General features: G+C 44.2%; 17 protein-coding genes. 11 read left to right on the top strand and 6 right to left on the bottom strand.

Going from position 1 to position 17,072, the window contains the following annotated elements; genetic code table 11:
• Positions 1–86 precede the first annotated feature (86 nt).
• From IGI77_RS00755 to IGI77_RS00780, 6 genes are all read right to left on the bottom strand, one after another.
• The gene (locus IGI77_RS00755; protein ID WP_438752677.1) at positions 87–1,526 is read right to left on the bottom strand and encodes a 6-phospho-beta-glucosidase; all 1,440 of its coding nucleotides are present in this window, start codon (positions 1,524–1,526) and stop codon (positions 87–89) included.
• Between the two features lie 32 nt (positions 1,527–1,558).
• Positions 1,559–2,869 carry a PTS sugar transporter subunit IIC gene (locus IGI77_RS00760; RefSeq protein ID WP_008376519.1) on the bottom strand — a complete coding sequence of 437 codons (1,311 nt, stop codon included), beginning with the start codon at positions 2,867–2,869 and terminating at the stop codon, positions 1,559–1,561.
• 159 nt (positions 2,870–3,028) lie between these two features.
• Entirely contained in the window at positions 3,029–3,787 is a 759-nt protein-coding gene (locus tag IGI77_RS00765; protein WP_010748570.1) for a MurR/RpiR family transcriptional regulator, read from the bottom strand.
• Positions 3,788–3,844: 57 nt separating this feature from the next.
• The gene (locus tag IGI77_RS00770) at positions 3,845–4,771 is read right to left on the bottom strand and encodes an ROK family protein (RefSeq protein ID WP_438752681.1); all 927 of its coding nucleotides are present in this window, start codon (positions 4,769–4,771) and stop codon (positions 3,845–3,847) included.
• A gap of 75 nt (positions 4,772–4,846) precedes the next feature.
• Entirely contained in the window at positions 4,847–5,398 is a 552-nt protein-coding gene (locus tag IGI77_RS00775) for a GNAT family N-acetyltransferase (RefSeq protein ID WP_438769215.1), read from the bottom strand.
• A 166-nt stretch (positions 5,399–5,564) separates the two neighbouring features.
• Positions 5,565–6,218, bottom strand: coding sequence for a GntR family transcriptional regulator (locus tag IGI77_RS00780; RefSeq protein ID WP_438769216.1), 654 nt, complete (start codon positions 6,216–6,218; stop codon positions 5,565–5,567).
• Between the two features lie 142 nt (positions 6,219–6,360).
• On the opposite strand from IGI77_RS00780, the gene IGI77_RS00785 reads away from it, so the two are divergent.
• The 11 genes from IGI77_RS00785 to IGI77_RS00835 all read left to right on the top strand — a co-directional run bounded on the left by IGI77_RS00785 (position 6,361) and on the right by IGI77_RS00835 (position 17,070).
• Positions 6,361–7,281 carry a phosphate/phosphite/phosphonate ABC transporter substrate-binding protein gene (locus IGI77_RS00785; protein WP_015508762.1) on the top strand — a complete coding sequence of 307 codons (921 nt, stop codon included), beginning with the start codon at positions 6,361–6,363 and terminating at the stop codon, positions 7,279–7,281.
• A gap of 2 nt (positions 7,282–7,283) precedes the next feature.
• On the top strand, positions 7,284–8,102 hold the full coding sequence (gene phnC, locus IGI77_RS00790; RefSeq protein WP_015508763.1) for a phosphonate ABC transporter ATP-binding protein: 819 nt from the start codon (positions 7,284–7,286) through the stop codon (positions 8,100–8,102).
• Positions 8,089–8,883 carry a phosphonate ABC transporter, permease protein PhnE gene (phnE, locus tag IGI77_RS00795; protein ID WP_016609071.1) on the top strand — a complete coding sequence of 265 codons (795 nt, stop codon included), beginning with the start codon at positions 8,089–8,091 and terminating at the stop codon, positions 8,881–8,883. The genes phnC and phnE overlap by 14 nt, the downstream gene beginning before the upstream one ends.
• Positions 8,884–8,898: 15 nt before the next feature.
• Positions 8,899–9,684, top strand: coding sequence for a PhnE/PtxC family ABC transporter permease (locus IGI77_RS00800; RefSeq protein WP_034859161.1), 786 nt, complete (start codon positions 8,899–8,901; stop codon positions 9,682–9,684).
• A 14-nt stretch (positions 9,685–9,698) separates the two neighbouring features.
• Positions 9,699–10,415 (top strand): tyrosine-protein phosphatase, encoded by a 717-nt coding sequence (locus IGI77_RS00805; protein WP_016609074.1) that lies wholly within the window; start codon positions 9,699–9,701, stop codon positions 10,413–10,415.
• 189 nt (positions 10,416–10,604) lie between these two features.
• Entirely contained in the window at positions 10,605–10,973 is a 369-nt protein-coding gene (locus IGI77_RS00810; protein ID WP_016609076.1) for a YxeA family protein, read from the top strand.
• 294 nt (positions 10,974–11,267) lie between these two features.
• Positions 11,268–12,614 (top strand): amino acid permease, encoded by a 1,347-nt coding sequence (locus IGI77_RS00815; protein ID WP_167826600.1) that lies wholly within the window; start codon positions 11,268–11,270, stop codon positions 12,612–12,614.
• A gap of 107 nt (positions 12,615–12,721) precedes the next feature.
• On the top strand, positions 12,722–13,150 hold the full coding sequence (locus IGI77_RS00820) for a DUF1761 domain-containing protein (RefSeq protein ID WP_005226702.1): 429 nt from the start codon (positions 12,722–12,724) through the stop codon (positions 13,148–13,150).
• A gap of 240 nt (positions 13,151–13,390) precedes the next feature.
• The gene (locus IGI77_RS00825) at positions 13,391–13,891 is read left to right on the top strand and encodes a hypothetical protein (RefSeq protein ID WP_438769217.1); all 501 of its coding nucleotides are present in this window, start codon (positions 13,391–13,393) and stop codon (positions 13,889–13,891) included.
• Between the two features lie 443 nt (positions 13,892–14,334).
• Positions 14,335–15,639 (top strand): hypothetical protein, encoded by a 1,305-nt coding sequence (locus tag IGI77_RS00830; RefSeq protein ID WP_438769218.1) that lies wholly within the window; start codon positions 14,335–14,337, stop codon positions 15,637–15,639.
• 45 nt (positions 15,640–15,684) lie between these two features.
• Complete coding sequence (locus tag IGI77_RS00835; protein ID WP_438769219.1) at positions 15,685–17,070, top strand: hypothetical protein; 1,386 nt, start codon at positions 15,685–15,687, stop codon at positions 17,068–17,070.
• The last annotated feature ends 2 nt before the right edge of the window (positions 17,071–17,072 follow it).

The raw sequence follows: 17,072 nt of genomic DNA on the forward strand, positions 1-17,072 counted from the left end.
GCCCCCTCGTTGCCAGGCTCCTGTTGTAAAAAGGAGTATGGCGCAACGAGGGGGCGTTTTTTTTGTGTTAGTCATGGAAGCAGTAATTAGAGCGTTTCACCATTAGAGGCGATCACTTGCTGGTACCACGCAAAGGAATCTTTTTTCAAACGGTTCAAGGTACCTTTACCAGTATTGTCTTTGTCGACATAGATCATGCCATAGCGTTTCTCCATTTCGCCGCTGCCGAAGCTGACGATATCAATGATCCCCCAAGGCGTATAACCTAATAGCGGTACACCATCTTCAACCACCGCTTTTTCCATCTGTTCGATATGCTCTTTCAGGTAAGTGATGCGGTAGTCATCATGGACTTGCTGCTCATCGGTTAATTGATCGTAAGCACCAAAGCCATTTTCTACGATAAATAGCGGCAAGTCATAGCGTTGATAGATCGTATTTAACACATAGCGCAACCCGACTGGATCGATAGGCCAGCCCCAATCAGAAGCACTGATATAAGGATTACTCACGATTTTTGCTCCTGGGATATCCTCAGTTGGTGTGCCAGCCACTTCATCAAGGGTTGAGATCGTTCCTGACATGTAATAGCTGAAGCCAATATAATCAACGGTTCCCGCTTTTAATAGCGCTTGTTCCTCGGGCGTGATCTCAATCGTGATGCCTTTTTTTGCCCAATATTTTTGTACATAGGTTGGGATCTTGCCTCGTACATGGACGTCGCTGTAAAAATAACGCCGTTCATTGGCTTTGACGGATGCCATCAAATCAGCGGGTGCGCAAGAGTAGGGGTAGACTGGGACATAGGCCATCATACAGCCAATCTGAAACTCTGGATTGATTTTTTTGCCTTCGATCACCGCTGCCGCACTGGCAATCAACTCATTGACGCCCGCTTGAAAGACGAGTGCTTCTTTTTGACTGTCATCCTCGATGATCATGGCGGAATTGGTCCAAACGTGCAGCGGCTCTTGCCCATCTGCTTGATTATTGATCTCATTGAAGGTCATCCAATACGTTACTTTGTCACGATACCGTTGAAAAACAGTCTTGGCGAATTTGACAAAGAGGGGAATCACTTCTTTGTTAGCAAACCCACCAAATTCTTCATAGAGGGCATAAGGCATTTCAAAGTGGGACAAAGTGATGACGGGTTCGATGTCGTTTGCCTGCAATTCGTCGAAAAGATCATCGTAATATTGGAGACCGGCTTCATTTGGTTCTTCTTCTGTTCCAGTTGGATAGATCCGGCTCCAAGAAATCGATGTCCGTAGACATTTCAAGCCCAGTTCTTTGAATAACTGGATATCTTCTTTGTAACGATGATAAAAGTCAATGGCTTCATGGTTCGGGTAATATTCCCCTTCAATGACGCCTTTGGTGATTTTACGGGGAATACCGTTGCCGCCGGCCGTCATGACATCGGCGGTACTCATTCCACGGCCAGCAACATTCCAAGCGCCTTCCGCTTGATGGGCAGCGATCGCGCCGCCCCATAAAAAATCTTTTGGCATTTTTGCGGACATAAATTTCATTCCTCCTCGACTCATTCGTTTGCTTATAATTCCACTTTTTGGGAACGGTTAGAGGCGATCACGAATGGCAAATAGATCAAGACCGAAATCGCAAGACAAACGACACCGACAACTGCAGCGATCGCATTTCCTCCAGTTCCTAAAAAGAGATTAATGATTCCGGGGGTCGTCCATGGTACCCCAATCGCTGGGGTCGGCATGATCGGCCAGACAACAGTGACAAAATAACCCACTAAAATATTGACCATTGGCGTCAAAATAAACGGAATGATCATGATTGGGTTCAAGACGATCGGTAGACCGAAGATCATCGGCTCATTGATTTGGAAAATTCCTGGAACTAAAGACATCTTAGCGATCTCACGTTGTTCTGGACGTTTTGAAGCGATGAAGATCGCAATGATCAAGCCCAATGTCATACCAGTTCCGCCCATATTTGCGAACATATCATTTAAAACGCCCCAAGTTTCTTTGTAAGGAACGTCCCACAAGGAGCCGCCTTGGTTGATAAAGTCTAGGTTAGCTAGGTCCTGTTCGGTAAAAATCGCTGAACGAACCGCATTCAAAGTATTTGGTCCATGGATCCCGATCGCAAACAACGTAGTTTGCAAGAACGCCAAGATCAAGACACCGACGACATTGCCCCCCAGATCCCGCAATGGACTTTGGATCCCATTATAAATCAGTTCATTGATGCCTTCTGGCGCGATCATCAAAACTAAGAAATTGATCAAAGCAGTGACTGCCACGATGATCACGATCGGAATCATGCCAGAAAAGGAGCGAGAAACTGCTGGTGGTACCATTTCAGGCATTTTGATCTGCAGTCGTTTGACTTTGAAAAGCTTCGGCAAGAATTCACCGACCAAACAAGCCACGATCATAGCTACGAACAACCCTTGGGCGCCTAAATATTGTGTGGAGATCACATTGACATCATCTACTGCAAAGGAGGTCGGGTACAAGATCATAAAGGCAGCGACACTTGTCAAACCAACTAGCGTAGCATCTGCTTGGAAATGCTTGGCTAAAAGCTGAGCAACAAGAAACGCAATAAATAAACTCATAATGTTGATGGTCCCGTTCGCCACGGAAGCTAGGACTTGCTGGGCACTTTCCAGATTCGGGAAAAGTCGATTCAGTTGAAATAATTGCACGATGAAACTCTCATTGGAAAATAAAATATTGTTGACCAAAATAACGAGAGAAGAAGCGATGGTCAGTGGGAAAATCAGCATGAACGCATCTCGAATCGCTGCTACGTGGCGTTGATTGTTCAACTTTGTTGCGATTGGTACCAACGAGCGGTCTAACAGGTCATTGAATTTTTGCATAATAATAACACCTTTCATTAATTGATGCCATCATTATAGCGAATGAAAACGGCTAAAAGTAAGCGGATACGGATTCCGTACATATCTCTCAAGAAATGAAAAAAATTCCGCAGCTGGAACACAGTGTTACAAAAAAAGATGGTTCAGTAAACTGAACCATCAAGAATGGGTACGATAATCTTGTAAATAGCCGATCAGCGTTTCTAAAATCGCTACTGAAGGCAATTGACTAGTCAAATCAAGAAAGATGTCTTTGCGTTCCTCTTTGATCGCATACTCGATCGAATAATCGCACAGGCGTGCCAACGTACTTTCCCGATTTGGGGTAATGCAGTACTTCTGCACGATCGCCTGATTGTCTAAACCGGTAATGACTTCGATCAGTTCTTTGGTTTCACCAGAGACACTCAAAAAAACCAAAACATTCTTTTGATCTTTTCGTAAAAAGCTTTTGATCGGGTAGGTCAGTTCATCAATGCTGATGCTAAAGTAACCGAGGCTGGCTAGTTTGCGGGCAACGTATTGCGCGATCGCACCAGATGCTCCCATGCCCATAAATAAGATCAAATCGGCATCCCGCATCGCTTCGGCGAGTTTTCGTATTTGGTATTCCGCATCAGGGTGGAAGATCTGCATATTCAAGCCTTTGATGCGCGCTTCTAAACCCAAGTGTTCCGGATGTGCATCAAAATGGGCTTTTTCTAAATGATTTTTGATATAGAAGCGAAATTCTGGAAACGACTGAAAGCCGACTTTTTGAATAAAACGAAAGACCGAAGTCGAAGAGACATGGGCATCATCGGCAATGTCGCGCACGCGCATATACGGGATCTTTTCTAAGTGATTGACGATAAAACGGTAGATTTCTTGTTCTACCGCAGAGAGCTTGTTCAAGTTTAATTGTTCAAAAAGCGCCATGCTGGTTCCTCGCTGTCCTAGATAATCAATTTACACCAGTATAGCATATCCGAACTTTTAACGGTGCAGCTGTTGGTGGATCTGATAGACTGCGCCGATCAAGCCGGCGTCGTTTTTCAGCTTCGCTGGACGAACAGGTGCGATGGTTTGTCCGCGCAAATAATTGATCGCTTCATGCCGTGTTTCCGTGATCGTCAAGCGAGCCTGCAGGCGTTCCCAGAAATAAGGATTGGCACTGATGCCGCCGCCGATCAATACCAATTCTGGGTCAAAGCAGCTGATCAAATTGATCAGCCCTACAGACAGATCCGTCAGAAATTGGTCCGTCAGCTTCAGCGCCAACGCTTCGCCTTGCTGCGCGCGGTCAAAAATCTCTTTGGCGTCTTGGGTGGGTTCAAAGCCAGGAACTGCTGCCCCCGCTAAATTGTAGAGGCGAATCAAGCCGCCCACGACGGCAGTTTTTTTATTGATGGAACTTTCCTCGATATTGCCTTCTTCTGGCAGCTGATCGATCACCATCCAGCCAAATTCACCAGCCATGCCATGAGCACCTCGGTAGACTTGATTATTGATCACGATCCCACCGCCTACACCAGTGCCTAGGACAAGACACAAATAGTTGGCAGCCTCTTGCGCATTGCCGATCCATTTTTCAGCGATCGCTGCTGCATTGGCATCATTTTCCACCGCCACAGGCAACCCTGTACGCGCTTCCAATACTGCTTTGAAATTTTCGCCATATAACGATTTGATGGCGCCCGCAGTTAACATAAAGCCGTCTTTTTGAACGATCCCGGGGGCGCTGATCCCAATGCCATCAATCGTGTGGCGGTTCTGGGCATTTTCGATGATCGTGAGTAGATCCTGATAAAACTGGGCTGGCTCATAGCTAGTAGGGATCGCTGATTTTTCAAGGATCACTCCGTTTTCATCTAAAACACCATATTTAATACTTGTTCCGCCAATATCAAATCCTACGTACATTCTTCTTCCTCACCTTCTAAAACATTGTTGCCTTAAGTGTACCATCTGGCAGGAGGAATTTTTTTCTTTTTTTAGCTATTTTTTGCCTGCCGTTTCCGCTGCATCCAAATAAAACAAAATGTCACTTTTGCCTTCCTGATTGGTTCCTTTGTACACTTCCGTATCCAGACCTCCGATACGAAAGCCTGCTCGCAAGTAGAACAGACAGGCAGAAGGATTGTTGTCCTGTGCTTGCGTGTAGATGCCGCGATAACCTTTGGCAAGGGCCGCTTTCAGTGCCTGTTGGATCAGCAGTTGACCGACTCCTTGCTTACGGTAGTCTGTGTTGACCTTTAAGTCATAGAGGTACAGATACTTGAAAAAAGCGTCTTGAACGATCGCTAAGCCGATGCATTTTCCATCATCATAAGCACCGATAAACAGACTGTTTCGGCTCATTTCGTCATAGGAATAATTTTCATCTGGGAAACACATCGTCTGAATGTCTTCGGATGCAAATTTACAGATCGTGTACTGCCAGTTGCCCTCATTATAAGTCGGCAGCAGTTTCCCCCATAAGGAGAAGGGTTCGTTTTTCAAGCGGATATCAGCTTGATGTTTTTGATCGATCCGTTTGATTTCTAGCATGGAGCACCTCGTTATCTTTTTTAGAAGCAGTTGTTTGGTTTGATGTGGTTGTAAGTATTGTACATGCCAATGTCTCGCTACTAGGGGAACATTGGCATGCACTTGTTAACCATTTTAAAGTGGATTTCAATCGATATCGTTATTATAAAGTATAGAAGTTTCGATTTTACAAATACCCATAATAAAGAATCTGATGATTGGCATATTGCTGGTAGTCTTTTAGGCAGCGAATCGCTTGGCTATAATCTTCTGCTCGGAGATGGTCGATGTAGGTTTGGAAAAATTGAACCGTCGACAGTGTTTTTCTTGGCGAATTTTTAGGATTCGCCATTTTTTTATAGATTGAGGCACTAATGACACGGCTGCTCAACCATTGGTAGGTGCTGACCAGAAGATCATTGGGGCTGGCTGCCATGATCGCCATGTAGACTTCTGGCATCTTGTTCATATAATTGACGTAATCCATCTGCTGTCGGTACGTTTTGGCTTCATTCAGCAGCTGTTGAATGTCGTCAATCGCAAAACTCCCCAAGCCATCAGCAACCTGCTCAGTAGTTAAAATCAGCCAATTGACACAGATTTGCGTGATATCGGCCAGTTCTTTGATTGAAGCTTCCCGCAAAACGACCCCGCGGTTTTTCTTATAAGTGACCAATTTTTCGTGTTCCAGCTGTTTTAAAGCAGAGCGGATCGGGCTGCGGCTATAGCCGGTCGATTTGGACAAAGAAGCTTCCGAAAATGCTTCGCCGACTTTGATATTTCCTGTGAGGATCTCACTTTTTATTTTTTTATAGACAATGGTTTCGATGGTTTCTTCCAACGTCGTTTCCTCCATTTGTGGGTTTACAAGACCTTTACGTAGTTTTTACCCGTTCTTGATGACGCCTTTGTTTCAATCAAAGTATACTACATATTGTTAGTAGTATACTACTAAACAAAACGAAAAGTGAGGATTTTTTATTATGAATAAAAAACAGTGGGCTTTGGTTGGTCTCATTCACATTTTTGCACTAGGTATGCTGGCAGGCTGCGGGAAATCAGCAGCATCGGCGGATGCTAAGGATGGACAGTCAGTTGATAAACTGACGATCGTTCAAATACAAGATGAAACAAATCCAGACTCTGGTCAGAAAAATGAGCAGTTCCGTTCAGACATGTCAGAGGCGTTAGGAATTGAAGTGGAAGAATTAGAAGGTGCTGACTATTCAGTCGGGATCGAAGCGTTGAAAGCAGGGAAGCTGGATGTTTTACTGGTTAGTCCGATGAGTTATTATCAAGCCAAAAAAATCGCAGGTGCAGAACCACTAGTGACAACGACTTCAATGGGCCAAGAAGAATACAAAACGCTTTTCGTTGTTGGAAAAGACGATACCACGACTCAGTCATTGGCTGATTTAAAAGGAAAAAGCTTTGCCTTTGTTGATCCTGCTTCTTCTTCTGGCTATATGTACCCCAAGGCGAAATTAGTCAAAGAGTTGTCATTGGACCCCAATCAATTAGAAAATCCCGGCTATTTTTTTGATACTGTTGCCTATTCAGGCAAGCACGATTCCAGTTTGATGGGGGTAGCCAAAGGAGATTACGATGCCGCAGCAGTGGCTGGACAAGTCATCACCTCACTCGTAGATGCTGGGATGATCCAAGAAGACGATATCCGAGTGATTGGAGAAACAGAGACGATCCCGAATGCCCTCTTCGTCGTTCGCTCCGATTTGCCAGCAGAAACCAAAGCGGCATTGAAAGACTTTTACCTTACCTATGAAAACGAAGAGTATTTTGAGACCTTCTATGGCAGCAAAGAGGTTCGTTTTACCGAAGCAAAAGATGAAGATTATGAAGTGGTACAAGAAATGGTCGAGATCCTTAACTTAGAGGAGGAATAGTCATGGCGAATAACTTATTAGAAATCAAGCAGTTGAGCAAAACCTATGATGGAAAAAAATATGCGTTGTCGCAAATTGATTTAACGGTGACAGAAGGGGAATTTATCGTCGTGATCGGTCCATCGGGTGCTGGGAAATCGACCTTTATCCGCTCAATCAACCGCATGATCGAACCTTCTGAGGGGCAAGTGATCTTTGCGGGGACGGACATCACCCGTGCGAAGAAAAAGCAGCTGCGACAGATTCGTTCAGAAATTGGCATGATTTTTCAACATTACAATCTGATTGGCCGTACCAATGTGCTTAAGAATGTCCTGCATGGACGTTTAGGGAAAATTCCTTTTCGCAAAACGGCTTTCGGGCTGTATCCTGAAAAAGACAAACAAGAGGCGGTCCAACTATTAGAAAAAGTCGGTCTACAAGAGCAGATGTACCAGCGAGCTAATGCTTTGTCTGGGGGACAAATGCAACGAGTTGGTATATGCCGCGCCATCATGCAGCAGCCGAAGCTGATCTTGGCGGATGAACCAATCGCTTCTTTAGACCCTAACGCTGCGAAAGTCGTCATGAAACAGTTGCAAGAGATCACTCAAGAGCGCCAGATCACCTGCATCGTCAATTTGCATCAAGTTGATTTTGCCAAGGCGTATGCCACTCGGATCATCGGCGTCAAAGAAGGGAAGATCGTCTTTGACGGAAAGCCCCAAGAATTGACAGAAGCGATGATCGCACATATCTATCAAGGAAAAGAAGAACAGCAGAGGTTAACGCAAGCAACGATTCCCGTAGGAAAGGAGCAGTTGACCTATGGAGAAGCCTAGATTTGTGATTCCGTTGAGGGTTGAGTCAAACAAAGGACGAGTCTTGAACGGCTTATTGGTAGTAGTAGCTGTTCTATTGTCGTTTGCCTATTTGCAAATCAATGTGGTGGAAGCCTTTCGGTCACTTCCAGCATTTGTGGGATTTTTTGTGCAAAACTTTTTCCCAGCAAATTTTGCAAATATCCGTAGTTACTTGCCTTTGGTGGCAGAGACCGTCTTGTTTGCGATCGTTGGCACCTATCTCTCGGCTTTTTTGGCTTTTGTCTGCGGGTTGCTGATGTCAGAGCAGACAAATCCCTATCCTTTCGTGCGGACGAGCGTCCGCATGGTGATCTCTTTTCTGAGAAATATCCCAGTACTGGTTTGGGCATCGCTGTTCGTTTATATTTTCGGCATTGGGAATATGGTGGGGCTATTGGCATTGACCGTTGCGACCTTAGGTTTTCTGGCTCGTTCTTATGCGGATTCGATCGATGAGATCGGCAGCAGTAAATTAGAAGCGCTGCGAGCAGCAGGCGCCTCTTATTGGCAGATTCTTTTTCATGGATTGATTCCTGAATTTATTCCTTCTTGGATCAATTGGACTTTGTTTTCTTTCGAAATCAATATTCGTGCGTCTTCCATTTTAGGAATGGTAGGGGCAGGAGGAATGGGGATCATGATTCAGACCAATATTCGTTTATTTAAATACCGCGAAGCGTTTGCCCTAATTATTCTTTTAGTTTTGCTGGTGCTATTGACTGAATTTGCAGTCAATCAGCTTAGAAAACGAATTGCCTGATTGAAGGAGGAAGCGATGACAACAAAAATTGCATTATCTACGAAAAAAGAACGACTGCTGACTTTAGGCACGATTTGTGGCCTCATCTTGTTGCTGATCACAAGTGTGGCTTTGCTGGACTTGGAGGTCGCGCGCTTTTTAAGCCGTTGGCAAGATGCTGGGACGATTTTGGCAAAATTTATGACCCTCGACTTTTCAAAAATCATTCCAGCGTTGGGCCAATTGTTTGTGTCCTTGTGTATGGCGATCTGCGGCTTATTCATCGGGTGGCTCATTGCACTGGTATTAAGCTTTCTTGGAGCAGCCAACACCACACCGCATCTTTTCCTTTCAATGCTTATCAAAGGCAGTGTAGCGGTAGTACGGGCCGTTCCAGCCCTAGTGTGGATCTTGATCGTGGTGGCTAGTTTAGGATTTGGGAATACCTCGGGGGTTTTAGGACTGGTTTTCCCGACGGTGGGGTATTTAACAAAATCCTTTATCAGTTCGATCGAAGAACAAGACGCGGCAATCATTGAAACGATGCAAGCCACCGGTGCCGGCTGGCTGCAAATGATTACAGAAGGCCTGCTGCCTAACTTGAGCAGCCGCTTTCTAGCCTGGACGTCGATTCGTCTGGAAGGCAACATCGCTGAATCGATCTCACTTGGAATGGTAGGCGCCGGCGGGATCGGCATGCTCTTGACGCGGGCGATCGGTCAATACAATTATGGTGAAATTTCGATGCTGATTTTGCTGATCTTTTTCACGATGATCAGTGTCGAATTAGGGATCGGACAAGTCAAAAAACGAATGAGATAAGGAGACGATCAAGAATGTACACACGATTGCCATTAAAAGGAACCTATAATACAAGAGATTTAGGCGGTTATGCCGCAAAAGACGGAGCAACTGCCTGGAAGCGTTTCTTAAGAAGCGACAGTCTAGCCAATCTACATCCAGAAGATATCGCTTTTTTACAAAGGTATCAGCTGACGACCATCATTGATCTACGGACGACCTTAGAGATCGAAAAGGAGCCAACACCTGTGATCGACGGTGTGGAGAATTGGCCGATCTCTTTGATTTCAGAAACGATGGGGGATGTGACCCAACTGGAGCAGCCGCTGATTTTCAACATGGCGGAGCTGTATATCCAGATGATTGAAGACCGTAAAGAGCAAATCAAGCAGATCATGGAAACGATGGCGGCTGCTGAAGGTTGTGTGCTGTTTCATTGTGCGGCGGGCAAAGATCGGACGGGTGTGATCGCTATGCTGCTGCTTCAACTGGCAGATGTAGCAAAAGCCGATATCATTGCCAACTATCAAACGACGCACACCTATTTAGCTGCTAACCCGCTGGTAGCTCAGCAAGTCCAAACGATCACGAATGAGATGTGGCTGTCAGCACCTGAGTATCTGTTGCCCGTCTTAACGCATCTGGAAGCAACCTATACCGATGCGTATCATTATTTGCGGACGATTGGTGTCGCGCAAGAGACCCTCGTTCATTTGCAAAGCAAGCTGATCGATGTGGCAGTGACGGTTTAAGGGTCACGAACAAACGGAACATCTAAGTGAGGGACTACTGCTTCTTTTGAAAAAGTGGTCCCTTTTTGTCTTAGTCACAATGACCGACGGAAAAATACGCCTTAAGTTTGATTATATTTATCGCTTGTTTTTTTATACTGAAGGTAGATAGAAAAAACGGAGGACAATCACTTGAAGAAAGCAATTAGTATGATCCTGCTCGTGTTAACGATCGGGACCGTCACATTGGTTACATGGTCTTATTTTACGAAAGATGATTCCAGCGAACTGGTTCAGCTGGTGGATCGTTTCAATCCGTTCGTACCGGAGAAAAAGGTCTATGTCAAAACATCCGACGAGTATGGCGTGTTGCAAGAACACGATTCCTACGAATATACACAAGAAGGGGTCAATGAAGATGGGCAAAAGATCAAAATCACGTTTTGGGCACCACAAAAGCTAAAAGAAAATGCCTACCTAGAGCTTGATGCAAAGGGCAAACATGTGGAGTCGTATCAAGAGGTGACCGAACAAGATCTCCCTGACGCCGTCAAAGACGAGTTGGTTACGACTCATTGATCATCAAGCCTGCTTGAAAAAAGGACAGGAAGTCATTTCCCGCAAGTTGGGAGATGGCTTTTTTCGTGCATTCACTTAGATAAAAGCTCGCCAAGATTTGATTTAGGTGAAAAAGATTAGAGGATGATAGAATTTTCAGAAAAAATAGATAATTTTTTCAATTCTTAGTTGCAATAGCAGAAGCGTCTGGTATTCTCTATGAGGTAGTTAAAAAAAATCATTCATATAATTAAAAATAGCGACAATGAGAGAATCACCTTGTATGGAGGATCAACGGTTTTCAAGGAGGAACCTATGACAGAAAAAAATCAATTAAAAAAGCAGATGAAAACCAGACATATCACTATGTTGGCACTAGGTGGCGCCATCGGTGCTGGCCTATTCAAGGGCAGCGGTGAAGCGATCCAGTTAGCGGGGCCTGCGGTCTTGCTGGCGTTTATTTTTTGCGGGCTGATCTTATTTGTCGTCATGACAGGACTGGGACAGTTGGTCTTATCTGACCAAAAACAACATGGTCTTTCGGGCTTAGTCCAGCCATATCTTGGCGTGCATACAGCCGATTTCATTGACTGGATCTACTGGTCAATGTGGATGATCAACATCATCGCCGAAGCAGTTGCTGCCGCAAGCTTTTTGCAGTTGTGGTTTCCCAATATTCCAGCTTGGATCTTTGTGTTGATTTTGGCACTGCTCACGACCATCATCAATTTGTTTTCGGTTCGCTTGTTTGCGGAAACGGAATATTGGCTTTCCTGGGCCAAAATCAGTGTGGTGATCGCGTTGATCTTGGTGGGTCTCTATCTGGTTGCCACGCAAGTCTTTGATTGGGGCTTTTTCCCGACGATGAGACAAATGACAGACTATGGTGGTTTTGCCCCTCATGGTCTCAAAGGGTTTATCAATTCTTTACTGGTTGTGATCTATTCGTACGGCGGTTCTGAGTTAGTAGCCATTACGATCAGTGAAGCGGAAAATCCCAAAAAAGCGATCCCGCAAGCAATCAAAGGAGTAATGACTCGGATTGCCGCTTTTTACATCATTCCCTTGTTTCTTTTACTGATCATTTATCCGTGGAATCAATTAGCCGATCCAAATGTCAGTCCTTTTGTGATGGTGTTTCAAAAAATCCATGTCCCATTTGCCTCCGACATCGTCAATTTAGTGATTATTTTGGCTTTGTTTTCGTCGATCAATTCTGGAGTCTATGCTTCTTCAAGAACGTTGTTTTTCCGATTAAGCAACAATGGCCAGAAAAAAAGCCGCTTTACGATGCTGAATAAAAACAGCGTGCCCCAACGAGCGATCATGTTTTGCAGCGGTACTTTATATCTTGGGGTCGTTCTTTCTTACTTTTTAGGCGACAAACTCTTCAATTATCTAGCAGGCTCCCTGTCTTATACTGTATTGCTGATCTGGTTGCTGATCAGTGCGGCGGCGTTTGTTTTGGTACGCAAGCAGAAGAAAATGGGCTATACGATTTTCTTGAGTGGGGCGATCCTTGCACTGATTTTGCTGTTTGTCGGTATTTTGATCACTAACCCATTGGCGGTCACTGGCTTCACCGCATTATTGTATACGATCATTTTTCTTAGTTTTTATTGGAACCATCGAAAAATAGGGGAAACCAGTGAAAAAAGTTGAAGAAACGTCCCTTAAGACATAAACTGATGGGGAAGGAACCCTGCGTTCGGTTGTTTCTTCGGTTCTCAGGAATGTGACGATAAAATAAAGTGTAGGAGAAAACGAAAATGGTTAATTTTTGGACATTGATTTTCGGCACCCTCAGCTGGGTCGTGGTGGAAAGTCTGCTTTACAATCCGATGCATAAGTGGGGCAAGTTTTGGGCGAAAGAATCAGGAATGGCAGAGAAGATGGCTGATCAGCAGATGACGACCGGTGACATGCTCTTTACCTTTGGCGGCACGATCGTTGGTGGGATTCTCTTATCAGCAGCGACCTATCAAGTCGTCTATTGGTTTGCAACATTCGATCATGATGGTTGGCTGATGACCTCCTTGCAAGTCGCTTGCTTATTGTGGCTAGGGGTTTATGGGGTCGCCACCTTCGTGATGGCTGTTTACTCGGGACAGTCCCGCAAATTAGTCGGGCTGCACCTTGTGAACGGGTTTCTAGGAGTGATCGTTTTAGGACTTGTTGTCGGCTTGATTGGACAGTAAGCAACGATCATACCCCAGCGAGAGCGTTCAAAGGTCTCAACGAATCAATCCTAAAGAAAGCCGATCTTGTTTCAACAAGGTTGGTTTTTTTGTGCGTAAAATTAATCTTACTATAAAAAATAGCTATAAAAGCAAATAATTTATGCTATACTAAAAGCACTTTAATCTGTAGGAAACCAAATCCGCGGATTGCGGAAAAATCATCAAAGAAACAAAATTAGGGGCAACGAGGAGGAAAAAATGAAAACGAAAAGCATGTTAGGTAGAGGAATATTTGCTGCCGTTTGTTTAGCGACACTATTTTTCTTGACAAGCTGCAGTAGCTCAAGGGTTGACTCTGCAGCTGCGAATCAAGTATTGACCAATAGCAACAGTCATCAACAAAATGCCTTGTACGTTTTGGAAGATGGTAAGCTCACCGTTAATAAAACGCTGAGTTTTTTGGTCGATCCGAATCAAGAATCTGCGGACTTGGTAGAAGAACAAGAGACACAATTAGCACAGATCAACGAAACACTACAAGCAGAGTTTCCCAAAAGCAAAGCACTGACTGCGGCAGACATCGGTTCTATGCACACCTTTGAAGTGACAAATGCCCAAGTGATCATTGATCAAGAGAAAAAGGAAGTGCGCATGACTGGCGATGATTTTGAGAAAGTATTCAAAATGGCGGACAACAATGACAAGCGTCTGATCGATGACGAACAAAACGAGTACGAGTTTTCGTATGAGGAAAACTAGCAAGTGACAAAAAAACGGCTGCCTCCGACGAGACAACCGCTTCAGACAGTAGACAAACCTTAGACAAAAATGAGGTTTGTCTTTTTTCGTTGCAAAATTTAGTGGCTATTACGGAAAACATTTTACGCAACTAGCAAATCAGCAATTATTTTTATCAATATTAAATAGATTTAAGGTATTTTTTATTATAAAATGATATATAAAGGGTTGTTTTTCGTTTGCGGTTGTTTTTTTGCTAAACAGCTCTTGGTACAAATACACTTGTTTGCTTCATCACTGGAAAAAATGTTTCGAACAAACGGATGAGAGCGAGCAACTACCTGCAAACAAGCAGCTTTCCTTCGCTGCTTCCCCCAACTAACACTATAAAAAAGATATTCCCCCTCACTTGCAACCAAGCCACTTCATTGATAAGAAAATCAGTATGTGCAAAAGGAGATACAATGAAAATCACACAAATCCAATGTCCCAGCTGCTTGGGTCAGTTAACCGTTGACTGGGAGACAGGAAAAGCAGTCTGCCAGTATTGCTTAACGAAGTCAGTCCTACATTCGCCGCCAAAACAAACGCAAGAAGCTTCGAATGAACAGGTTCCCGTAGTTTTTCAAGAAGTCAAAGAAGGGTTTTATTCGTTTACCTTTAATGAAGACGAGGTAGCAAATGCCTTGAAAAAATGGCTGATCCAACAGGAATCAGTTCCTGAGGACATTGTCGCTCATCTTGAAGTCAGCGAGGTAAAACGATATTTTATTCCGATTTATGAATTTCAGGTGACCTATACGATGCACTGGGAGGGGGTCTTTGGCTACGATACCCATTCCATTGCTTGGGACGGCTCGCATACGACCACGTGGGAAAAGAAGCGCGGCGACCATCCAGATGAGACGGTCATACTCTATCAATGCGGCAGTTCGGAGGTGATCGAGCAAGAAATTCCTCAGAGCTTCGAGGTCAATAATGAAATGAAAAGAAAACCGCACTTTAGTACCGATCAAAAGGAATTTCAACAGCTAATCTCAGCACATGCTATTCATGTTTTTCCCTTTGATATTGAGCAAGAGCAGGCGCTCTTTGGTTCTGAAAAACAAGCGGAACTGAGAGCCCATGCGAATGCGGTGATCCAGAAGAAAGAATCTGCCGATCATCTAAAAGAGCTGCACCTAGATCTTTCCCTGATCAGCTGTGCTACAGAAAAGCTCTACTTTCCCCTGTATATGGGCACCTTCAAGTACCAAGAGCAATCCTTTGAATTTGCGATCGACGGCAAAGATCCTGACCGAATGAAGCTGCCGATTATCCCACAATGCCATGAAACCTTACAAACGGTTGCGAATTTTTCAAAAGCTCGCAAGGTTTTTGGCTGGTCCTCCGTACTCTTTTTTACGTTAGGTGTGCTCCTGCTGTTCCTTGCACTATTCATTTCTGAATGGATCCCTCTAGGAAGAGTGTTCAGGGCTGTCATAGGGGGGATTGTCATGAGTTCCCTGCCAACTGCCGTCTATTGGGTAGTATCGGGGATAGTGTTGCACTTTCTAAAAGAACAGTATCTCAAAACAGTCCAAAAATTTAGAGATGAGCTTAAAAGAGAATTATTAGGTAAGAAAACGGCCGGGGCAGCTTTGTTAGCAAACTATGAGAAGCGTGGGAAGCACCTTGCAAGAATCAGGAAATTTTATGAATGGCTCGATACGCTCGCTTATGTGGTCGTGATCGCTACCCTTATTTGGAACATTCGTCGGTTTTTTTGATAAGCCATCTTGTTGAAAAAAATGATTCATAAAAAAGGAGAAAAAATGAAAATCACACAAATCCAATGCCCCAGTTGCTTAGGGCGTCTAGAAGTTGATTGGGACTCAGGAAAAGCAGTCTGTCAGTATTGCTTGAATGAGCTGTTGATCAAACCGGAACAAAAAAAACAGGAACAAACAAAGCAAGTCGTCTCGCTGAAAGAGTTGCCACGCATTCAAGGGACCGTCAAAGAAGGATTTTATCCGTTTGCCTATGATGAAAAGGCATGTGAAGCTGCGTTGAAAAATAAACTAGCCTGGCAAGAGACCATCTCGGAAAGTATCTTTTTTGAGCTAGAGATGGTTCATCTGAAACGTGTATTCATCCCGATGTATTATTTTCAAATTGCTTATGATGCGCAAGTGAGAGGAAGCTATGTCCACGAGGAACAGCAGAGGGGGCGTGGGCGCATTACTGCCGACATTTCTTTACATAACAGCGGAAACACAACGGTTTTCAATGAATATTTTCCTACGGATACCCAAAAAGAAGCGGATTACAGTATCAATGGCAAGCTGCCGTTGCATCTTCAAAAAGGTACCGCCTATTGCACGGATATGCAGCAGTTTTCGGCACTTAGCCAAGACGCTCAGGTGCTGCCCTTTGATATTTCCAGAGAAGCAGCACTTGCTGATACCCATCTATTGGAAGTCTTTGAAGCAAAAGCCAAAGACCATTTGGTGGGAGCAGAGGTTGCCAATGAGGTTCAACTGACTCTTTTTCCGAAACAATGTGATACGGAAAAACTGTATTTTCCTTATTACATTGGCGAATTCAAGTACGGAAACCAAATCTATTCTTTCGTGGCTGATGGCACCGATGCTGAACGTCTTTTTCCAACCCAGCTTCCTGAATGTGAACAGCTCGTGCAAGTGAAAAAAAGTTTTTCCAAAACCAGCAGGATCCTTGGAAATTCTTTCTGTATATTTTTATTGTTAGGTATGCTTTCAGGAACGTTCTTGAATCTTTTTTTTGGTGGATTTTTAATGCCTGCCGTTGCCTTTAGTCTGACTGTTTCAGCGATCATCTTGCTGATTGCTTGTGTCGTGACTTGGTATTTCTTGCTCGTACCAGAGGTCAAGTTTTTCTCAGAGTACGGCAAATTCAAAGCAGAACTTTCTCAGGCATTGAGTCAATCGGATGCATCAACGGCTGCAGTGAAGAAAGCTTTTGAAGCGCGTAGGAAGAAACTCGTCCGACAGACAGTATTTTACAGCAGTCTGGAAAACATGGCGTATGAATTTGCCTTGATCCTTTTTTTAACATTCCTTATTTGGTATTTCGGTTTTTATGGCATATCGCTTCTAGTGCTGCTGGCGTTTGTCAGCTGGAATACGATCCGTATCTTTACCACGGATAGCTCCGATACCTGTATCGAAACGAAAGGATGATT

It is taken from the genome of Enterococcus sp. DIV0213h, from assembly GCF_051711285.1.
GTDB lineage: Bacteria > Bacillota > Bacilli > Lactobacillales > Enterococcaceae > Enterococcus_D > Enterococcus_D casseliflavus.